This is a genomic window from Nocardia sp. NPDC050435, from assembly GCF_040655395.1.
Taxonomy (GTDB): domain Bacteria; phylum Actinomycetota; class Actinomycetes; order Mycobacteriales; family Mycobacteriaceae; genus Nocardia.
Genome location: NZ_JBFAJW010000002.1, coordinates 293,624 through 306,697, shown reverse-complemented (window position 1 = coordinate 306,697; position 13,074 = coordinate 293,624). Strand labels below are relative to the sequence as shown.

At 67.4% G+C, this 13,074-nt stretch carries 14 protein-coding genes and 3 tRNA genes; 8 read left to right on the top strand and 9 right to left on the bottom strand.

Annotation, left to right across the window (positions count from 1 at the left end):
• The first annotated feature begins 61 nt into the window (after positions 1–61).
• The 3 genes from AB0I43_RS05805 (at position 62) to AB0I43_RS05795 (ending at position 1,081) form a co-directional block, all read left to right on the top strand.
• Positions 62–151: transfer RNA gene (locus tag AB0I43_RS05805), tRNA-Ser, on the top strand.
• A gap of 37 nt (positions 152–188) precedes the next feature.
• Positions 189–261: transfer RNA gene (locus AB0I43_RS05800), tRNA-Arg, on the top strand.
• A gap of 91 nt (positions 262–352) precedes the next feature.
• Complete coding sequence (locus tag AB0I43_RS05795; protein ID WP_356971639.1) at positions 353–1,081, top strand: maleylpyruvate isomerase family mycothiol-dependent enzyme; 729 nt, start codon at positions 353–355, stop codon at positions 1,079–1,081.
• On the opposite strand, the gene AB0I43_RS05790 is transcribed toward AB0I43_RS05795, so the two are convergent.
• From AB0I43_RS05790 to dcm, 4 genes are all read right to left on the bottom strand, one after another.
• A complete protein-coding gene (locus AB0I43_RS05790) occupies positions 1,082–1,474 on the bottom strand; it encodes a RidA family protein (RefSeq protein WP_356971637.1) in 393 nt (130 codons plus the stop codon).
• On the bottom strand, positions 1,471–2,181 hold the full coding sequence (locus AB0I43_RS05785) for a DUF998 domain-containing protein (RefSeq protein WP_356971635.1): 711 nt from the start codon (positions 2,179–2,181) through the stop codon (positions 1,471–1,473). Before AB0I43_RS05785 ends, AB0I43_RS05790 begins: the two co-directional genes overlap by 4 nt.
• Before the next feature lie 158 nt (positions 2,182–2,339).
• On the bottom strand, positions 2,340–2,825 hold the full coding sequence (locus AB0I43_RS05780; protein ID WP_356971633.1) for a very short patch repair endonuclease: 486 nt from the start codon (positions 2,823–2,825) through the stop codon (positions 2,340–2,342).
• A gap of 15 nt (positions 2,826–2,840) precedes the next feature.
• Entirely contained in the window at positions 2,841–3,965 is a 1,125-nt protein-coding gene (dcm, locus tag AB0I43_RS05775) for a DNA (cytosine-5-)-methyltransferase (RefSeq protein WP_357431598.1), read from the bottom strand.
• 269 nt (positions 3,966–4,234) lie between these two features.
• Between dcm and AB0I43_RS05770 the strand changes: the two genes are divergently transcribed.
• The 3 genes from AB0I43_RS05770 to AB0I43_RS05760 all read left to right on the top strand — a co-directional run bounded on the left by AB0I43_RS05770 (position 4,235) and on the right by AB0I43_RS05760 (position 7,869).
• Complete coding sequence (locus AB0I43_RS05770; protein WP_356971632.1) at positions 4,235–5,485, top strand: KasA/KasB family beta-ketoacyl-ACP synthase; 1,251 nt, start codon at positions 4,235–4,237, stop codon at positions 5,483–5,485.
• A 143-nt stretch (positions 5,486–5,628) separates the two neighbouring features.
• Positions 5,629–7,548, top strand: coding sequence for a long-chain-fatty-acid--AMP ligase FadD32 (gene fadD32, locus AB0I43_RS05765; RefSeq protein ID WP_356972228.1), 1,920 nt, complete (start codon positions 5,629–5,631; stop codon positions 7,546–7,548).
• A 60-nt stretch (positions 7,549–7,608) separates the two neighbouring features.
• Positions 7,609–7,869 carry a DUF6191 domain-containing protein gene (locus AB0I43_RS05760; protein WP_356971631.1) on the top strand — a complete coding sequence of 87 codons (261 nt, stop codon included), beginning with the start codon at positions 7,609–7,611 and terminating at the stop codon, positions 7,867–7,869.
• Between the two features lie 514 nt (positions 7,870–8,383).
• Here AB0I43_RS05760 and AB0I43_RS05755 read toward each other — a convergent pair.
• The 3 genes from AB0I43_RS05755 to AB0I43_RS05745 all read right to left on the bottom strand — a co-directional run bounded on the left by AB0I43_RS05755 (position 8,384) and on the right by AB0I43_RS05745 (position 10,443).
• Complete coding sequence (locus AB0I43_RS05755) at positions 8,384–9,046, bottom strand: hypothetical protein (protein WP_356971630.1); 663 nt, start codon at positions 9,044–9,046, stop codon at positions 8,384–8,386.
• A 405-nt stretch (positions 9,047–9,451) separates the two neighbouring features.
• Positions 9,452–9,703 carry a hypothetical protein gene (locus AB0I43_RS05750; protein ID WP_356971628.1) on the bottom strand — a complete coding sequence of 84 codons (252 nt, stop codon included), beginning with the start codon at positions 9,701–9,703 and terminating at the stop codon, positions 9,452–9,454.
• A complete protein-coding gene (locus tag AB0I43_RS05745) occupies positions 9,700–10,443 on the bottom strand; it encodes a TauD/TfdA family dioxygenase (protein ID WP_356971626.1) in 744 nt (247 codons plus the stop codon). The genes AB0I43_RS05750 and AB0I43_RS05745 overlap by 4 nt, the downstream gene beginning before the upstream one ends.
• A gap of 98 nt (positions 10,444–10,541) precedes the next feature.
• Here AB0I43_RS05745 and AB0I43_RS05740 point away from each other — a divergent pair, with 98 nt between their 5' ends.
• Positions 10,542–10,970: an NUDIX hydrolase gene (locus AB0I43_RS05740; RefSeq protein WP_356971624.1), complete on the top strand. Its 429-nt coding sequence runs from the start codon at positions 10,542–10,544 to the stop codon at positions 10,968–10,970.
• A 9-nt stretch (positions 10,971–10,979) separates the two neighbouring features.
• On the top strand, positions 10,980–12,245 hold the full coding sequence (locus AB0I43_RS05735; protein ID WP_357431476.1) for a helix-turn-helix transcriptional regulator: 1,266 nt from the start codon (positions 10,980–10,982) through the stop codon (positions 12,243–12,245).
• Positions 12,246–12,460: 215 nt separating this feature from the next.
• Here AB0I43_RS05735 and AB0I43_RS05730 read toward each other — a convergent pair.
• Positions 12,461–12,548 (bottom strand) — tRNA-Ser (locus AB0I43_RS05730).
• 82 nt (positions 12,549–12,630) lie between these two features.
• A complete protein-coding gene (locus AB0I43_RS05725; protein ID WP_356972227.1) occupies positions 12,631–13,065 on the bottom strand; it encodes a nucleoside deaminase in 435 nt (144 codons plus the stop codon).
• Between the last annotated feature and the right edge of the window lie 9 nt (positions 13,066–13,074).

The window sequence follows — 13,074 nt, the reverse complement described above, 5'->3', positions numbered from 1 at the left end:
CTACTGTAATCTTCATGCTCGGCGGTTCGAAAGGACCGGTGCCCTCGAAGAGAAGGCTCCAGGAGGCGTGCCAGAGCGGCCGAATGGGACTCACTGCTAATGAGTTGTCCCTTCACGGGGACCGGAGGTTCAAATCCTCTCGCCTCCGCCAAACCCGGTTCGCCGGGTGAAGAAAACTGAATAACCATGCGCCCGTAGCTCAACGGATAGAGCATCTGACTACGGATCAGAAGGTTAGGGGTTCGAATCCCTTCGGGCGCACGCAAATAGGCTCCGATTCTCGCGAATCGGAGCCTATTTCTTTCCCCGGTTCGGCCTGCCGGTCGCGAGCGGGGCGGATTAGGGTCGGGGGATGACGAACTCAGGGGCGCCCGTCGAGGTGATCGAGCAGGTTGCGGTGGGGACCGCGCGGTTTCTCGAGACCGTCAAGGGAATGAGCGACAAGGACATCGATGCGCCGTCGCTGTTGCCGGGGTGGACGCGCGGGCATGTGCTGGCGCACATGGCGCGCAACGCCGACAGCCTGGTGAATCTGCTGACGTGGGCGCGCACGGGTGTCGAGACGCCGCAGTACGTGAGTGTGGACGCGCGCGACCGGGATATCGAGGAGGGCGCGCCGCGCCCGCTGGGCGAGCAGCTCGCCGACTTCGAGGCGACGGCGCAGCGGTGGCTCGACATGGCGCGGGCGATGCCGGAGCAGGCGTGGGCGGCCACCGTGCGCAACCGGCAGGGCGGTGCGATGCCGGGCTCGCTGGTGCCGTGGATGCGGTTGCGGGAGGTCGAGATCCACCACGTCGACCTCGGGCTCGACTATCGGCCGCGGCACTGGCCGGAACTGTTCGTCACCCGGCTGCTGCCGGAGGCCGCGATCGATCTCGGCAAGGCGGCGGGCAAATCCGAAACTCCGGCAACGGCTTTCGCGGTCGCCGCGACCGACACCGGCTTCCGGGCCGTCATCGGTAACGGCGAGCCCGAGCAGACCGTCTCGGGGCCGTCGAACGCCCTGCTGGCCTGGCTGCTCGGGCGATCGGACGGCGCCGAGCTCGACGGGACGCTGCCCGCCCTGCCCGCCTGGAAGTAGCTACTCCGCGAGCACGGCGTCGGCTTCGATCTCCACCAGCAGCGCCGGGGTGATCAGGGCGCGGATCTCGTACATGGACGCGGCCGGTTTGATGTCGCCGAAGAACTCCCGGTGCGCCTGCGCTACCTCGGGCCAGCGGGCGATGTCGGTGACGAAGATCCGCGTCCGGATGACATCGCGCAGGCTCGCGCCGGCCTCGTCGAGTGCGGTCGCGATGCGCCGCAGCGCTTCTCGCGCCTGCTCGCCGATGTCGTCGCCCCCGACCGCGCCGCCGCCCGGCGCCGCGGCGGTGCTGCCGCTGACGGCGATGACGTTCCCGACCCGCACGGCGCGGGAGTAGCCGACGACGTCTTCGAAATCCGAAGCCGAGGAGATGTTCACACGTGCGCTCACCGCGACAGCATCGCACCCGGGTCACGGGTTTCGCGCAGCACGGCCCAGCCGAGGGTGGCCAGCCACAGCGACATCGCACCGACCTGGATGCGCTGGGCGATGCCGAGCGCGTAGTCGCCGGGCAGGTTGTCGGCCACCAGCATCCAGATCGTGGCCGCCGCCCCGACGACGAGGAAGGCGAGGCCGAGCTCGCGCAGGATCCGCCAGTGCGGCCGATAGCGGAACGCCGCGAGGCTGAAGGCGAAGACCGCGACCGCGATCGAGGTGACGGCCAGCGTGCTGGTCAGCGCGTGCGGCTGTTCCAGCTGCGGGAACAGGGCGCTGCCGGCGCCGCAGGCGGGCGCGCCCGGTGTGCCGCAGTCGCGCAGCGGCAGCAGCACGTCACCGATCGTGGCCGCGCCGAAGCAGAGCAGCGCTACCCAGCCGACGGTGGTCAGCCGTCGTCTGGGGAAGATCCACAGCCCGGCGATCGCGGTGGGCACGAGCAGGGCGGCGGTGATCTTGTCGCCGGTGGCGAACACCCAGCGGAAAGGCTTGCCCTCGGCGTCCAGTTCGCTCAGGAACGTGGTGACCGGGTCGGCGTGCACGGGCAGCACGAACTGCAGCACCCAGGAGGAGTAGCACAGTCCGGCCAGCACCAGCGCCACCGCCATGCACCACGCGACGACCCGGTGCCACGGTATGGCTACCTCTGAGCTATCGGTCACGGGTCCATTCTCTGCCACCGCGCGGGATTCGCACGTCATTGCCATGGTCACCTCAGAGTCCTGCCAGGTTCAGGGCCGATTCTGGAGGAAGCAAGTGATCGACGGACAGAAGAGGTGTGGCATGAACGGCATGATGACAGCCTTCGCCGGGCTGGCCCTCATGGTGGCGCTGGTCGTTTCCGGATACCTGGCCGCGCACGCCCCGTCGGGGCTGGTGCAGCGCCGCCGCCGCTAGCCGCCACGGCGGCCTGCACGCGGTCGGCCGCGACCGTCGCGTCCTCGTGCTCCCAGATCCGGATCACCTGCCAGCCGGCCGCCGCCAGGGCGGTGTCGGTGGCGCGGTCGCGGGTGACGTTCCCGGCCAGCTTCTCGGCCCACCACTGCGCGTTGTTCTTCGGATCCGTCGCGTGCCGCGGGCAGCGATGCCAGAAGCAGCCGTCGACGTAGACCGCGATCCGCAGGCGCGGGAACACCACGTCGGCCCGGCGGCGCTGGCCGCGCAGCGGGGCGCGATCGACGAAGTAGCGCAACCCGCGCCGATGCAGCTCCCGGCGCAGCGCCAGCTCGGGCTTGGTGCCGGTGCGCCGCTGCCGCGCCATCCGGGCACTGGTCGCCGCGTCGGTCGTCGGCCTCGCGCTGCTCATCGGCCTCCAAGTTACTCAGGTCCGCATGCGTTCGAGGTGGCTGTGCACGTCGTCCAGGAAACCGGGCGGGAAACGCAGGTTGCCCATGGTGGTCCGGCGCAGGAAACCCGCCGTCGCCCGGGCCGAGAGCAATCGGGAATCGGCGAGGAAGTTCTTCAGGTCCTCGTAGGGCTGCTGGACCGGCCAGGTGGACACCGGCACACGCTCGGCAACCCCGGCGCGGCCCCAGGCCGCGGACGGCCAGGCCGCACCCTCGGACAGCGCGACGCCCGACGGGAACTCGCCCTCGGGCACGGCCAGCCGCGACCCGATCCACTCGGCCATCCGCACGCTCACCGCGTTGCCGACCAGCTTCCACCGGTGGCCCGGCCGCACCCCTGCCACCTCGGTCGCGGGCGCGGTCCAGCCGGCGTCGAAGCCCTGTAAGCGCTCGCCGTCCACGACCCCGGGCGTCACGAGCTCGCCGGAGGGCAGCCGCACCGCGGGGGGACTGGCGATCCCGAGCGCCGAGCCGCCCTTGAGCGTGGGCACCGCGTTCACCGCCCAGCCCAGCCCGCGCACGCCCTCGGTCCAGTAGAAACCGCACGGATCCCGGTCCGGGTCACCGACTTCCATCGGCCCGGCGTCGGCGCCGAAGAGCACCGGCCGCGGATCCTCGGTGCGCGAGGCCAGCATCAGCACGCGCTGGCGGCGCTGCGGCAGGCCGAACGAGCGACCGTCCACCACCCGGTAGGCCCAGGTGTAGCCGAGTTCCTCCAGCACGCCGGTGATGTGGCGCATGGCCGCCCCGCGGCCCAGTTGCAGCATGAACGGCACGTTCTCGATGAGCAGCCAGCGCGGCCCGCGCTTGCGGCGGACCAGCCGGAACACCTCGTCGACCAGGCCGGACCGCGCGCCGGTGATGCCCGCGGTGCGCCCGGCCTGCGACAGGTCCTGGCACGGGAAGCCGGCCGCCACCAGATCGATGCCCGCGGGCAGTGCGCGCAGCCGGGTGACGTCGGCGTGCAGGTCGACCTCGGGGAAGCGCGCGGCGAGCACACCCTGTGCGCCCCGGTCGATTTCGCACAGCAGCTCGGTGCGCCAGCCGTGCGCGCCGAGGCCGAGTTCCAGCCCGCCGATACCGGCGAACAGCCCGACCATCCGCCCGCCCGTCACCGTCCACCTTTCCGCCGCGCCGACCCGCTACCGCCCGTGCAGGTTACTCGAGGGCACCCCCCGGCGCACAGTGGCGGGAGCGCGGAGACCGGCCACAACTCGGTACGGCCGTACCAGGTTGCGTGTCTTGCTGCGGATTAGCTCGATCTCCCCGATAATTCCTTTCAGCCCGAGCCGTTCTAGGCTTGCGGCGCTTTGCCGATCTTCCCGCGCAGTCCCCGGATCCACCCGTTGATGCCAGGAGAACGAGCCCTATGCAGACACCGTCCACCAAGCGCGGCAACTTTCCCGATGTCGTCGTGACCAGCCTCGCCGCCACCACCTCGATCGCCGGCGATGTCGATTCCACCTGGAAGGGCCTGCTCAACGGTGAGAGCGGGATCGATGTCCTGGAGGACTCCTTCATCGATCAGTTCGGACTGCCGGTGCGGATCGGCGGGCACCTGAAGGTGCCGCCGTCGGCGGGGCTGACGCCGGGTGAATCTCGTCGTCTGGCTTATTGCGAGCAAATGGCGACGGTGCTGGCCCGCGAGGTCTGGCGCAACGCGGGCAGCCCGGAGGTGGACAAGACCCGGCTCGGCGTCTCGATCGGCACCGGCCTCGGCGGCGCCGAGGCGATCATCGACCAGCGCGACAAGATGCAGAACGGCGGCTACCGCAAGGTATCCCCGCTCACCGTGCAGTGGATCATGCCCAACGGCCCGGCCGCCTGTGTGAGCCTCGAGCTCGGCGCCGGCGCCGGCGTGTGCACACCGGTCTCGGCCTGCTCCTCCGGCTCGGAGGCGATCGCGAACGCCTGGAAGATGATCGTGATGGGCGACGCCGACATGGTGGTCACCGGCGGCGTGGAGGGCTCCATCCAAGCGGTGCCGATCGCGGCGTTCACCATGATGCGCGCCATGAGCACCCGCAACGACGATCCGAAGGCGGCCTCGCGGCCGTTCGACATGGACCGCGACGGCTTCGTCTTCGGCGAGGCCGGCGCGATGATGGTGATCGAGACCGAGGCGCACGCCAAGGCGCGCGGCGCCACCATCCACGCCCGGATCCTGGGCGCGGGCGTCACCTCCGACGGATTCCACCTGGTCGCACCGGATCCCGAGGGCTCGGGCGCGGCCCGCGCGATCACCCGGGCGCTGCAGACCGCGGGCATCAGCAAGCAGGACCTGAACCACATCAACGCGCACGCCACCGCTACACCCATCGGCGACACCGCTGAGGCGAACGCGATCAGCAAGGCCGTGGGCAACCACGCCTCGGTCTACGCGCCCAAGTCCGCGCTCGGGCATTCCATCGGCGCGGTCGGCGCGCTGGAGTCGGTGCTGACGGTGCTCAGCGTCCGCGACAGCATCGTCCCGCCCACACTCAACCTGGAGAACCAGGACCCCGACGTGGATCTCGACATCGTCAAGGGGCAGGCCCGCCCGGGCCGGATCGACTACGCGGTGAACAACTCCTTCGGGTTCGGCGGCCACAACGTCGCGATCACCTTCGGACGGTACTGAGCCGGGCGGGGAAGCTGAGTTATATCCAGCCGGAATGACTCTGGGCGGATAACCTGCTAACCTTCCCGGCGCTCCATGGTCGATCTGTGTTCGGTGTCACGGCACTCCCGGTGCGTGCGTTGGATGAAGGATAAAAGCGAATGATCGGCGAGACCTTTGACGACTATTTGGACGAACAGGGCAATATCAAAATCCTCGGGGACAAAACCCTGATCGACTTCGTCGACAAGCACAGCGCGGAGAACGGCGACGCCCTCGCCTACCGCTACATCGACTACTCGCGGGAACGCGACGGCGAGTACCAGGAGCTCACCTGGCGCGAGTTCGGCGTGCGGTTGCGCGCGGTAGCCGCACGGCTGCAACAGGTTACGCAGCCCGGCGAGCGGGTCGCGATCCTCGCACCGCAGGGTCTCGACTACGTGGTGTCGATCTTCGCGGCGGTCTACGCGGGCAATATCGCTGTGCCGCTGTTCGATCCGGAGGAGCAGGGCCACACCGACCGGCTGCACGCCGTGCTCGGCGACTGCACGCCCGCGGCGATCCTGACCGTATCCACCTCGGCGGCCGGCGTGCGGAACTTCTTCCGGCACCTGCCCGCCCCGCAGCGGCCGCGCATCATCGCCGTCGACGCGATCCCCGACAGCGTCGGCGCGACCTGGGAACGCCCGGATATCGACATCGATCACGTCGCGTACCTGCAGTACACCTCCGGGTCCACCCGGACGCCCGCCGGTGTGGAGATCACCCACCGCGCGGTCGGCACCAACCTGCTGCAGATGATCGATGCCATTGGCGTGAAGGAGAATTCGCGCGGCGTCACCTGGCTACCGCTGTTCCACGACATGGGGCTGCTGTGCGTCATCCTGCCGACCATCGGCGGCGGATTCATCACGATCATGTCGCCGAGCGCGTTCGTGCGCCGCCCCTACCGCTGGATCAAGGAACTGGCGGCGGTCTCCGATGGCGCCGGAACCTTCGCCGCCGCACCGAATTTCGCTTTCGAACACGCCGCCGCGCGCGGCCTGCCCAAGGCTGGTGAAGAGCTGGATCTGTCCAACGTCATCGGATTGATCAACGGCAGCGAGCCGGTGTCGGTGTCGTCGATGAAGAAGTTCAACGAGGCGTTCATGCCCTACGGGCTGCCCGCCACCGCGATCAAGCCCTGCTACGGCATGGCCGAGGCGACGCTGTTCGTGTCGGCCACCAAGGCCGAGGACGAGGCCAAGGTCGTCTACGTCGACCGCGGCGAGCTCAACGCGGGCCGCATGGTCGAGACCGACCCCACCGCCGACAACGCGATCGCGCAGGTCTCCTGCGGTTATGTGGCGCTGTCGCAGTGGGCCGTGATCGTCGACCCGGAGACGGGGGACGAGCGGGCCGAGGGCGAGGTCGGCGAGATCTGGCTGCACGGGGAGAACATGGGCATCGGCTACTGGGGGCGCCCGGAGGAGAGCGAAGCCACCTTCCGGAACAAGCTCGCCTCCCGGCAGCCGCACAGCCACGCCGAAGGCACTGCCGCGGAAGCGAATTGGATGCGCACCGGCGATTACGGCGCCTATCTCGACGGTGAGCTCTACATCACCGGCCGGGTCAAGGATCTGGTCATCGTCGACGGCCGCAACCACTACCCGCAGGATCTCGAATACTCCGCGCAGGAGGCGAGTTCGGCGCTGCGGCCCGGTTTCATCGCCGCCTTCTCGGTGCCGGCCAACCAGCTGCCCGCGCTGGTCTTCGAGCAGGGCAGCCACTCCGGCCTGAAGTTCGACGCCGAGGACACCTCCGAGCAGTTGGTGATCGTCGCCGAACGCGGCACCGGCGCCGCCAAACTCGATCAGCAGCCGGTCGCCGACGAGGTCCGCGCCGCGATCGCGCAGCGGCACGGCGTCATGGTCCGCGACGTCCTGCTGGTCCCCGCCGGCTCCATCCCGCGCACCTCCAGCGGCAAGATCGCCCGCCGCGCCTGCCGCACCGCCTACCTGGAGGGCACCCTGCGCGGCGGCTACCAGCAGCAGGCGTTCCCCGACGCGGTGGACCGCGAGCCGGAGCGCGCCGGCGTCCGCTGATCCCGGGAACCCCACCCGAGCCAGACCCGTTCCCACTCCATGACGGGTCTGCTCGGTTGGATGATCCCCGGCTGGGTCCTCCTACTCCTCGCGGTCGCCCTCTTCGAGTCCCTGACCCGAAAGCGCCGCAAACGCCGCACCCCACTCTCGGGCGCCTTCACCGACGAGATGACGGCACTTCTCTACAGCACCAAGCGCATGGAACTGGACCACCGCGCCTCGGTCTCCATGCTCCGCGACGAAGACACCCGAGCCGCCCCACCCACCCCCGGCATAGACCTGACCACCCACCGCGCCATCCTGCCCCGCCGGGCCCCCTGAGCGCGTGCCCGCCGGCAGGCCGGTGTCATCGAGGTATGGCGATCAACCTCGGGTTCACCGGCGACAACGAGGTCCGGGTTGCGAAATAGGCTGAACAAGAGGGCACTCCATCAGAGACGTCATCGACAAGCGATCGAGGAGCACGTGATCGGGTATGAGCGCCGACGGTGAGGTCGAGGCGATCCTCGACGACGAATTCACCCGCTGGGATGAGCTCTTGGAGCGGCTGAAGTGCGGTGACGCTCTGCGCGATCTCCAGTAGCCGCTCGACGGGAGTATGAAAAATGCCTCCGCCCTGAGAGATCAGGGCGGAGGCATTTTTGGCGGTGGCGGAGGGATTTGAACCCTTCCGAACCCCCTGGTGAGAGCCCTGATAGAGGCTCTACCAGCTAAAACACATTATTGTCGTTCACTGGGAATCACACCGGTTTATGGGCAATTGTGGGCAAAATGTGGGCACGGCCGGTAGGTGTAGACGCGATGACAGCGGATGCGCTGCCGTGCCGCTCACGGCCTATTCGCCCCCGTCCGGCGAAGCATCGAGGAAGTCCTCTGCAAAGTGTCTGAGCAGGTGGTGGTGTGCGTCGGCAAGCTCGATCACCCACCCGCAGGCTGCCAGGTAGTCATCTGTCGACTTGAAGCGAGGCATCGAAGACCACTGCCAGTCATCGCCCGACATCACAGATGAGTGAGTGATCGAAAGTCCCGCAGGATGTGAGAACTGGCTCAGTTCGCCATAGATGTGCTTGAAGTTGCCGAAACGACTTGAGGGTTGGCTTGCATGGCTGACGATCTTCCCGATCGAGATCGGCCGCTCTGACGACCAGAACCGGTTCATCGCAGCCGGCCGGTCGAGGAGGTACCCGATCGCCGCAGCGTTCTCGGCATACGAGCGCAACAGAGTAAACGCAGCGTATGGGTTGTCGGATTCGAGTGCCGCGACTGCTCCGTCGTGTAGTCCGTTCGCCCGCGTGACCAAGCCGGTAAAGACCACAAGCGCGTGCATGTGCTCCGCGCTAATATCGCGCGCGCTCTGGTCGTGACCTATGCCGTGCCTTACAGCGGACTCGATTCGATGCCGCGAGGATCGCGCACGTTCCCGGCCAGTTTCAATGTCGACGAAACCTAGTGCGCGGATCCAGTCCGGGACTTCCCCAGGACTTGTTTCCTCACTCATGCTGGGACTATCGCAAGCCGAACATGCCCAGTTACCAGCGAAGCAGCACGAACGCCCGTCGGGGCAACTGGGCTGGGCGTCTCTTGCGTATCCAGCCGGACAGTAGTCAGCTCTGTTCGGTCGCATCGTCGCAATCATCCGGCCCTAGCTGCATAGGTCCGTGCACGGCGTTCTCACTTCCCCTCATCCTTTCGGGATGCGTCTCCCGGTACTTGGCGATCACTCTGTCTATCTCGGCTTGCAGGCGTGGCGGTCCATCCGAGATCTGCGCCCGGAGTTCGGCCGCGACCCGGCTCCAGGTCTCTGGATCTGCCCGGCTTGCCGATCGCAGAATCGACTGCATCTCCGCGAAGTGGTCCGCGTCGAGCTTCGCCCGGCCTGGCAGGATTCGCCGGAAGGCCTCGTTCATGACGGCGGCCCGCAAGGTGTTGCACGATGGAGGAGCCCGGCGGCCTCCAAGGCGGACACCGCCGCTTCCCGCTGCCTGCACCGCACCGACTCGTTGTGTAGGTGGATCTGAAACAGTTTGTGCGCCTGGTCATTCGAGAGTGGCCCGGGATCGAAGGCGCAATGGTCGTAGTAGGCATAGTGATTCGGATCATCCGAGCCGTTCTCGAAGCGAACCGCGACACGTACCGTCGCGTAGTCGACGTTCACGACTGCACTCCCAGGATGCTCGGAGCGACGAACCCGGACGGAATGGCGAACCCCGGGTACGGATTCATGCTGAGCCGGTACATGACGCGCTCCCCAGTGAAGGCGGCCCTGCCGTGCAGCCAACGGTGATTGTGCAGCACGTATCCCTGTCCTGGCTCCAGGACGAACTTCGTCGTGTGGTGCTCGATCGCATCGTCCAGAGCTGGAAGCCACCTGGCCAACCCGGGCGAGAATTTGGCAAGCTCGTCCCGGCGGTAGCGGACTCGAATGCGGCCGTCCGCAGTGTGCTCGAATATCGAGCCGAGGTATCCGGCAGCGCCACCGAACAGCACGGTCCTAGGCTGCGACAGCGCCTGTGCGGCATCGGGATTCATCAGCATCATCTCGACGTAGACGGCGGACCCGTCGATAGCGATGCACTCGCCGCCCGAGCTGCCTTTTCGCCCGCATACCACCAACAGCAGCGCTGGCGGCTCCGGAATCCCGGACCGGTCCGTGTGTGGAGGCAACGCGCCCTTGCCAAAGCCCTCGAACCCGGCGCGCCCGGCGACGACGCCGCGATGCATCAAAGTTGTCACGCCATCTGGATTGCTATCCCTGTGCGGGACAACGTGACCGAGCGAGGCCGCGAAGGTGAGCAATTGCGCTCGGGTGCGGATGCCTTCGATCATTGCCAGCCCACACGCGGCCAGCTGCGCGGCTACTCCCGCCGCCCATTCCTGCTGCAAGTCCACGAACATGCCCCCAACCGTGCGCGCCGCTTTAGCCCCCGTCCACTGACAGACTGTCAACCGTCAACCAGCCAAATTGCGTGGTCAGCGGTGCTAGCGTCGCGGATATGACTGCCTCCGAATACGTGCCGCACATGTACTCGATCTCGGTGAAGGGCGTGGTGATCCGTGACGGACAGGTGCTCCTGCTGAAGAACGAGCGCGACGAGTGGGAATTGCCCGGCGGCAGAATCGAACCCACCGAGACTCCCGAGGAGTGCCTGGCCCGGGAGATCACCGAGGAGACCCAGTGGGCGGTCACCACCGGACCGATTCTGGATTCCTGGATCTACTACATCAACCAGGCCGAACGGCACGTGTTCATCGTGACCTACGGCTGCTATCCGGACACCGACGCCGACCCCATTCTGTCGCATGAACACAAAGAGGTCGGACTGTTCAGCGAAGATCAAATTGCGGGCTTGAAGATGCCGGACGGCTACAAGCAGTCGATCATGACGTGGTTCGCGCAGCTTCGGGCGGCGGAGAGCGTCTAAGGAAAAGCCATGGGCAGCAGCAGGTGTCAGGCATGCGGCGTAACCATCAGCCGCTACGCGAACGAGCCCGTATGCCCCACCTGCGCCGCCAGCAACAACACCGAACAGGTATCGGTGCATGTTGCCGCTCCGATCGCCTCCGCCATCTGGTTGTGGGCGACTCCAGAGGCGACGACGGCAATCGCGACCCGCGATCTACCGACGATCCTGCGCACCTACCGCCGAATCAATCGGCTCAGTCAAACCGCGATGGCGCAGGTGCTCGGCTATGACAACTCGTACGTCTCGATGATCGAGACCGGCAAGCGGGCGATTACGGATGTTGCCTCGCGCCGGCACATCGCCGCGCGGCTCGGACTGCCCGCTCACGTTCTCGGAGTCACCGGCACCGACGACGCCGAGTACAGGGCGATGCTCCAGTTCGGCGACTCCACCGTCCGCCTTGCCGAAGTAGCGCGCCAAGCTGGTCACGCGGTCGAAGCTGTCAACGAATTATGGCCGCTGGTAGCGCGATTGGAAGCCCGAGCGGCCGAAGGTCGCCTAGAACGGGACAGCCTCGTACTACTGGCGCAGGCGCGCGTGGCTCTCGGTGTGTCACTAGGGACGGTGCTGCCGGAAGAACGTTTGTCCTCGGCGGCGCGATGGACGGGGCTTGCCGTCGCCGTGGCCTCCCGGCTCGATGACCAAACGTTTTACGCCCACACGCTCCGGATGCATGGCAACGAACTGCGCAAGGCCGGGCACGTCGGCGCAGGTGTCGCGCGCCTGGAGCAGTCGGCCAAGTTGTCGTCGCAGCCCGCCGAACTGGGCGGGACGCTGGCGTTCCTCTGCCGCGCTACTGGCGAGCTCGGCGACGCAGAAAGATTCGACGCTGCCCTGGCGGAATATCGGCGACTTCTGGACCGCAACGCTGGCAGCGGCTTGCTATTTCAGCCGTTCACGCTCCGCGAAATCGAACTTCGCGGGTTGCTGGGTACTGGGCGCGTGTCGGAAGCGGGTCGGCTTGTAAGCATCTCTGTCGGAACGCCTTCCGCTCCACAATGGCGAATCATCGAGCGAGTCACCAGCGGTGAGGTTCTGGTTGCGATCAACGAACGAGACGCCGCCGCCGATGCGTTCGCCGACGCCATCAAGTCCGCCGAGCACCACCGATTGCCCCATCAGATCCAGCGAACCATCCGGGCCACCACCAAGGCCGACATGCAGGACTTGACCCACGATGCGGGGGCAGCGCTAACGCGCACCCGGTCACTTCTGGCACCCCCGCCGCAGTAGCCCGAGCCGCGCATTACCTGGATTGGGCTTACCTTGACGGCGCGCTGAACACCTACGCGAACCTGTTCCATGACGATCTCGACAAGCTCGCGAACGCCATGGATAAGGCATACGCGCCTACCGATTGTGGTCAAAATGTGGGAACGGAGGTTACGCGCGAGTTCTACGGAGAAGCAAAAAGCCCCTCACCTGTGCGAACAGGTGAGGGGCATAAGCGGTGGCGGAGGGATTTGAACCCTCGGAGGGGGGTTACCCCTCACACGCTTTCGAGGCGTGCTCCTTAGGCCGCTCGGACACGCCACCGCCGACTACCATACCGGAGTGGGCGCGGATCGTTAAATCGCCTGGAAGATGGGTGGGAGCAGGGGGAACGGGGTGAGATCGGTCACCGTTGGCGCTCGAAGAAGGCGGCGAGGAGGGCGGCGCATTCGGGTTCGAGGAGGCCGCCGCGGACCTGGGGGCGGTGGTTGAGGCGGCGGTCGCGGACGACGTCCCAGAGGGAGCCGACGGCACCGGTCTTGGGTTCCCAGGCGCCGAACAGGACGCGGTCGACGCGGGCCAGGACCAGGGCGCCGGCGCACATGGTGCAGGGCTCGAGGGTGACGGCCAAGGTCGTGCCCGCCAAGCGCCAGCCGTCGCCGTGCACCTGAGCGGCCCGGCGGAGGGCCAGTACTTCCGCGTGCGCGGTCGGATCGCCGAGCGCCTCGCGGGCGTTGGCGGCCCGCGCGAGTTCCCGGCCGGACGCGTCGAAGACGACGGCGCCCACCGGGACGTCACGGGGATCGGCCGCGGCCGCCGCGGAGATCGCGGCGCGCACCATCTCCGTGTC

Bases quoted from the DNA above. Each gene is read 5' to 3' on its own strand.
- AB0I43_RS05795 (WP_356971639.1), top strand. From the start codon at position 353: ATGACGAACTCAGGGGCGCCCGTCGAGGTGATCGAGCAGGTTGCGGTG.
- AB0I43_RS05780 (WP_356971633.1), bottom strand. From the start codon at position 2,825: ATGAGCAGCGCGAGGCCGACGACCGACGCGGCGACCAGTGCCCGGATG.
- dcm (WP_357431598.1), bottom strand. From the start codon at position 3,965: ATGGTCGGGCTGTTCGCCGGTATCGGCGGGCTGGAACTCGGCCTCGGC.
- AB0I43_RS05770 (WP_356971632.1), top strand. From the start codon at position 4,235: ATGCAGACACCGTCCACCAAGCGCGGCAACTTTCCCGATGTCGTCGTG.
- AB0I43_RS05760 (WP_356971631.1), top strand. From the start codon at position 7,609: ATGATCCCCGGCTGGGTCCTCCTACTCCTCGCGGTCGCCCTCTTCGAG.
- AB0I43_RS05755 (WP_356971630.1), bottom strand. From the start codon at position 9,046: ATGAGTGAGGAAACAAGTCCTGGGGAAGTCCCGGACTGGATCCGCGCA.
- AB0I43_RS05745 (WP_356971626.1), bottom strand. From the start codon at position 10,443: ATGTTCGTGGACTTGCAGCAGGAATGGGCGGCGGGAGTAGCCGCGCAG.
- AB0I43_RS05740 (WP_356971624.1), top strand. From the start codon at position 10,542: ATGACTGCCTCCGAATACGTGCCGCACATGTACTCGATCTCGGTGAAG.
- AB0I43_RS05735 (WP_357431476.1), top strand. From the start codon at position 10,980: ATGGGCAGCAGCAGGTGTCAGGCATGCGGCGTAACCATCAGCCGCTAC.
- AB0I43_RS05725 (WP_356972227.1), bottom strand. From the start codon at position 13,065: ATGGTGCGCGCCGCGATCTCCGCGGCGGCCGCGGCCGATCCCCGTGAC.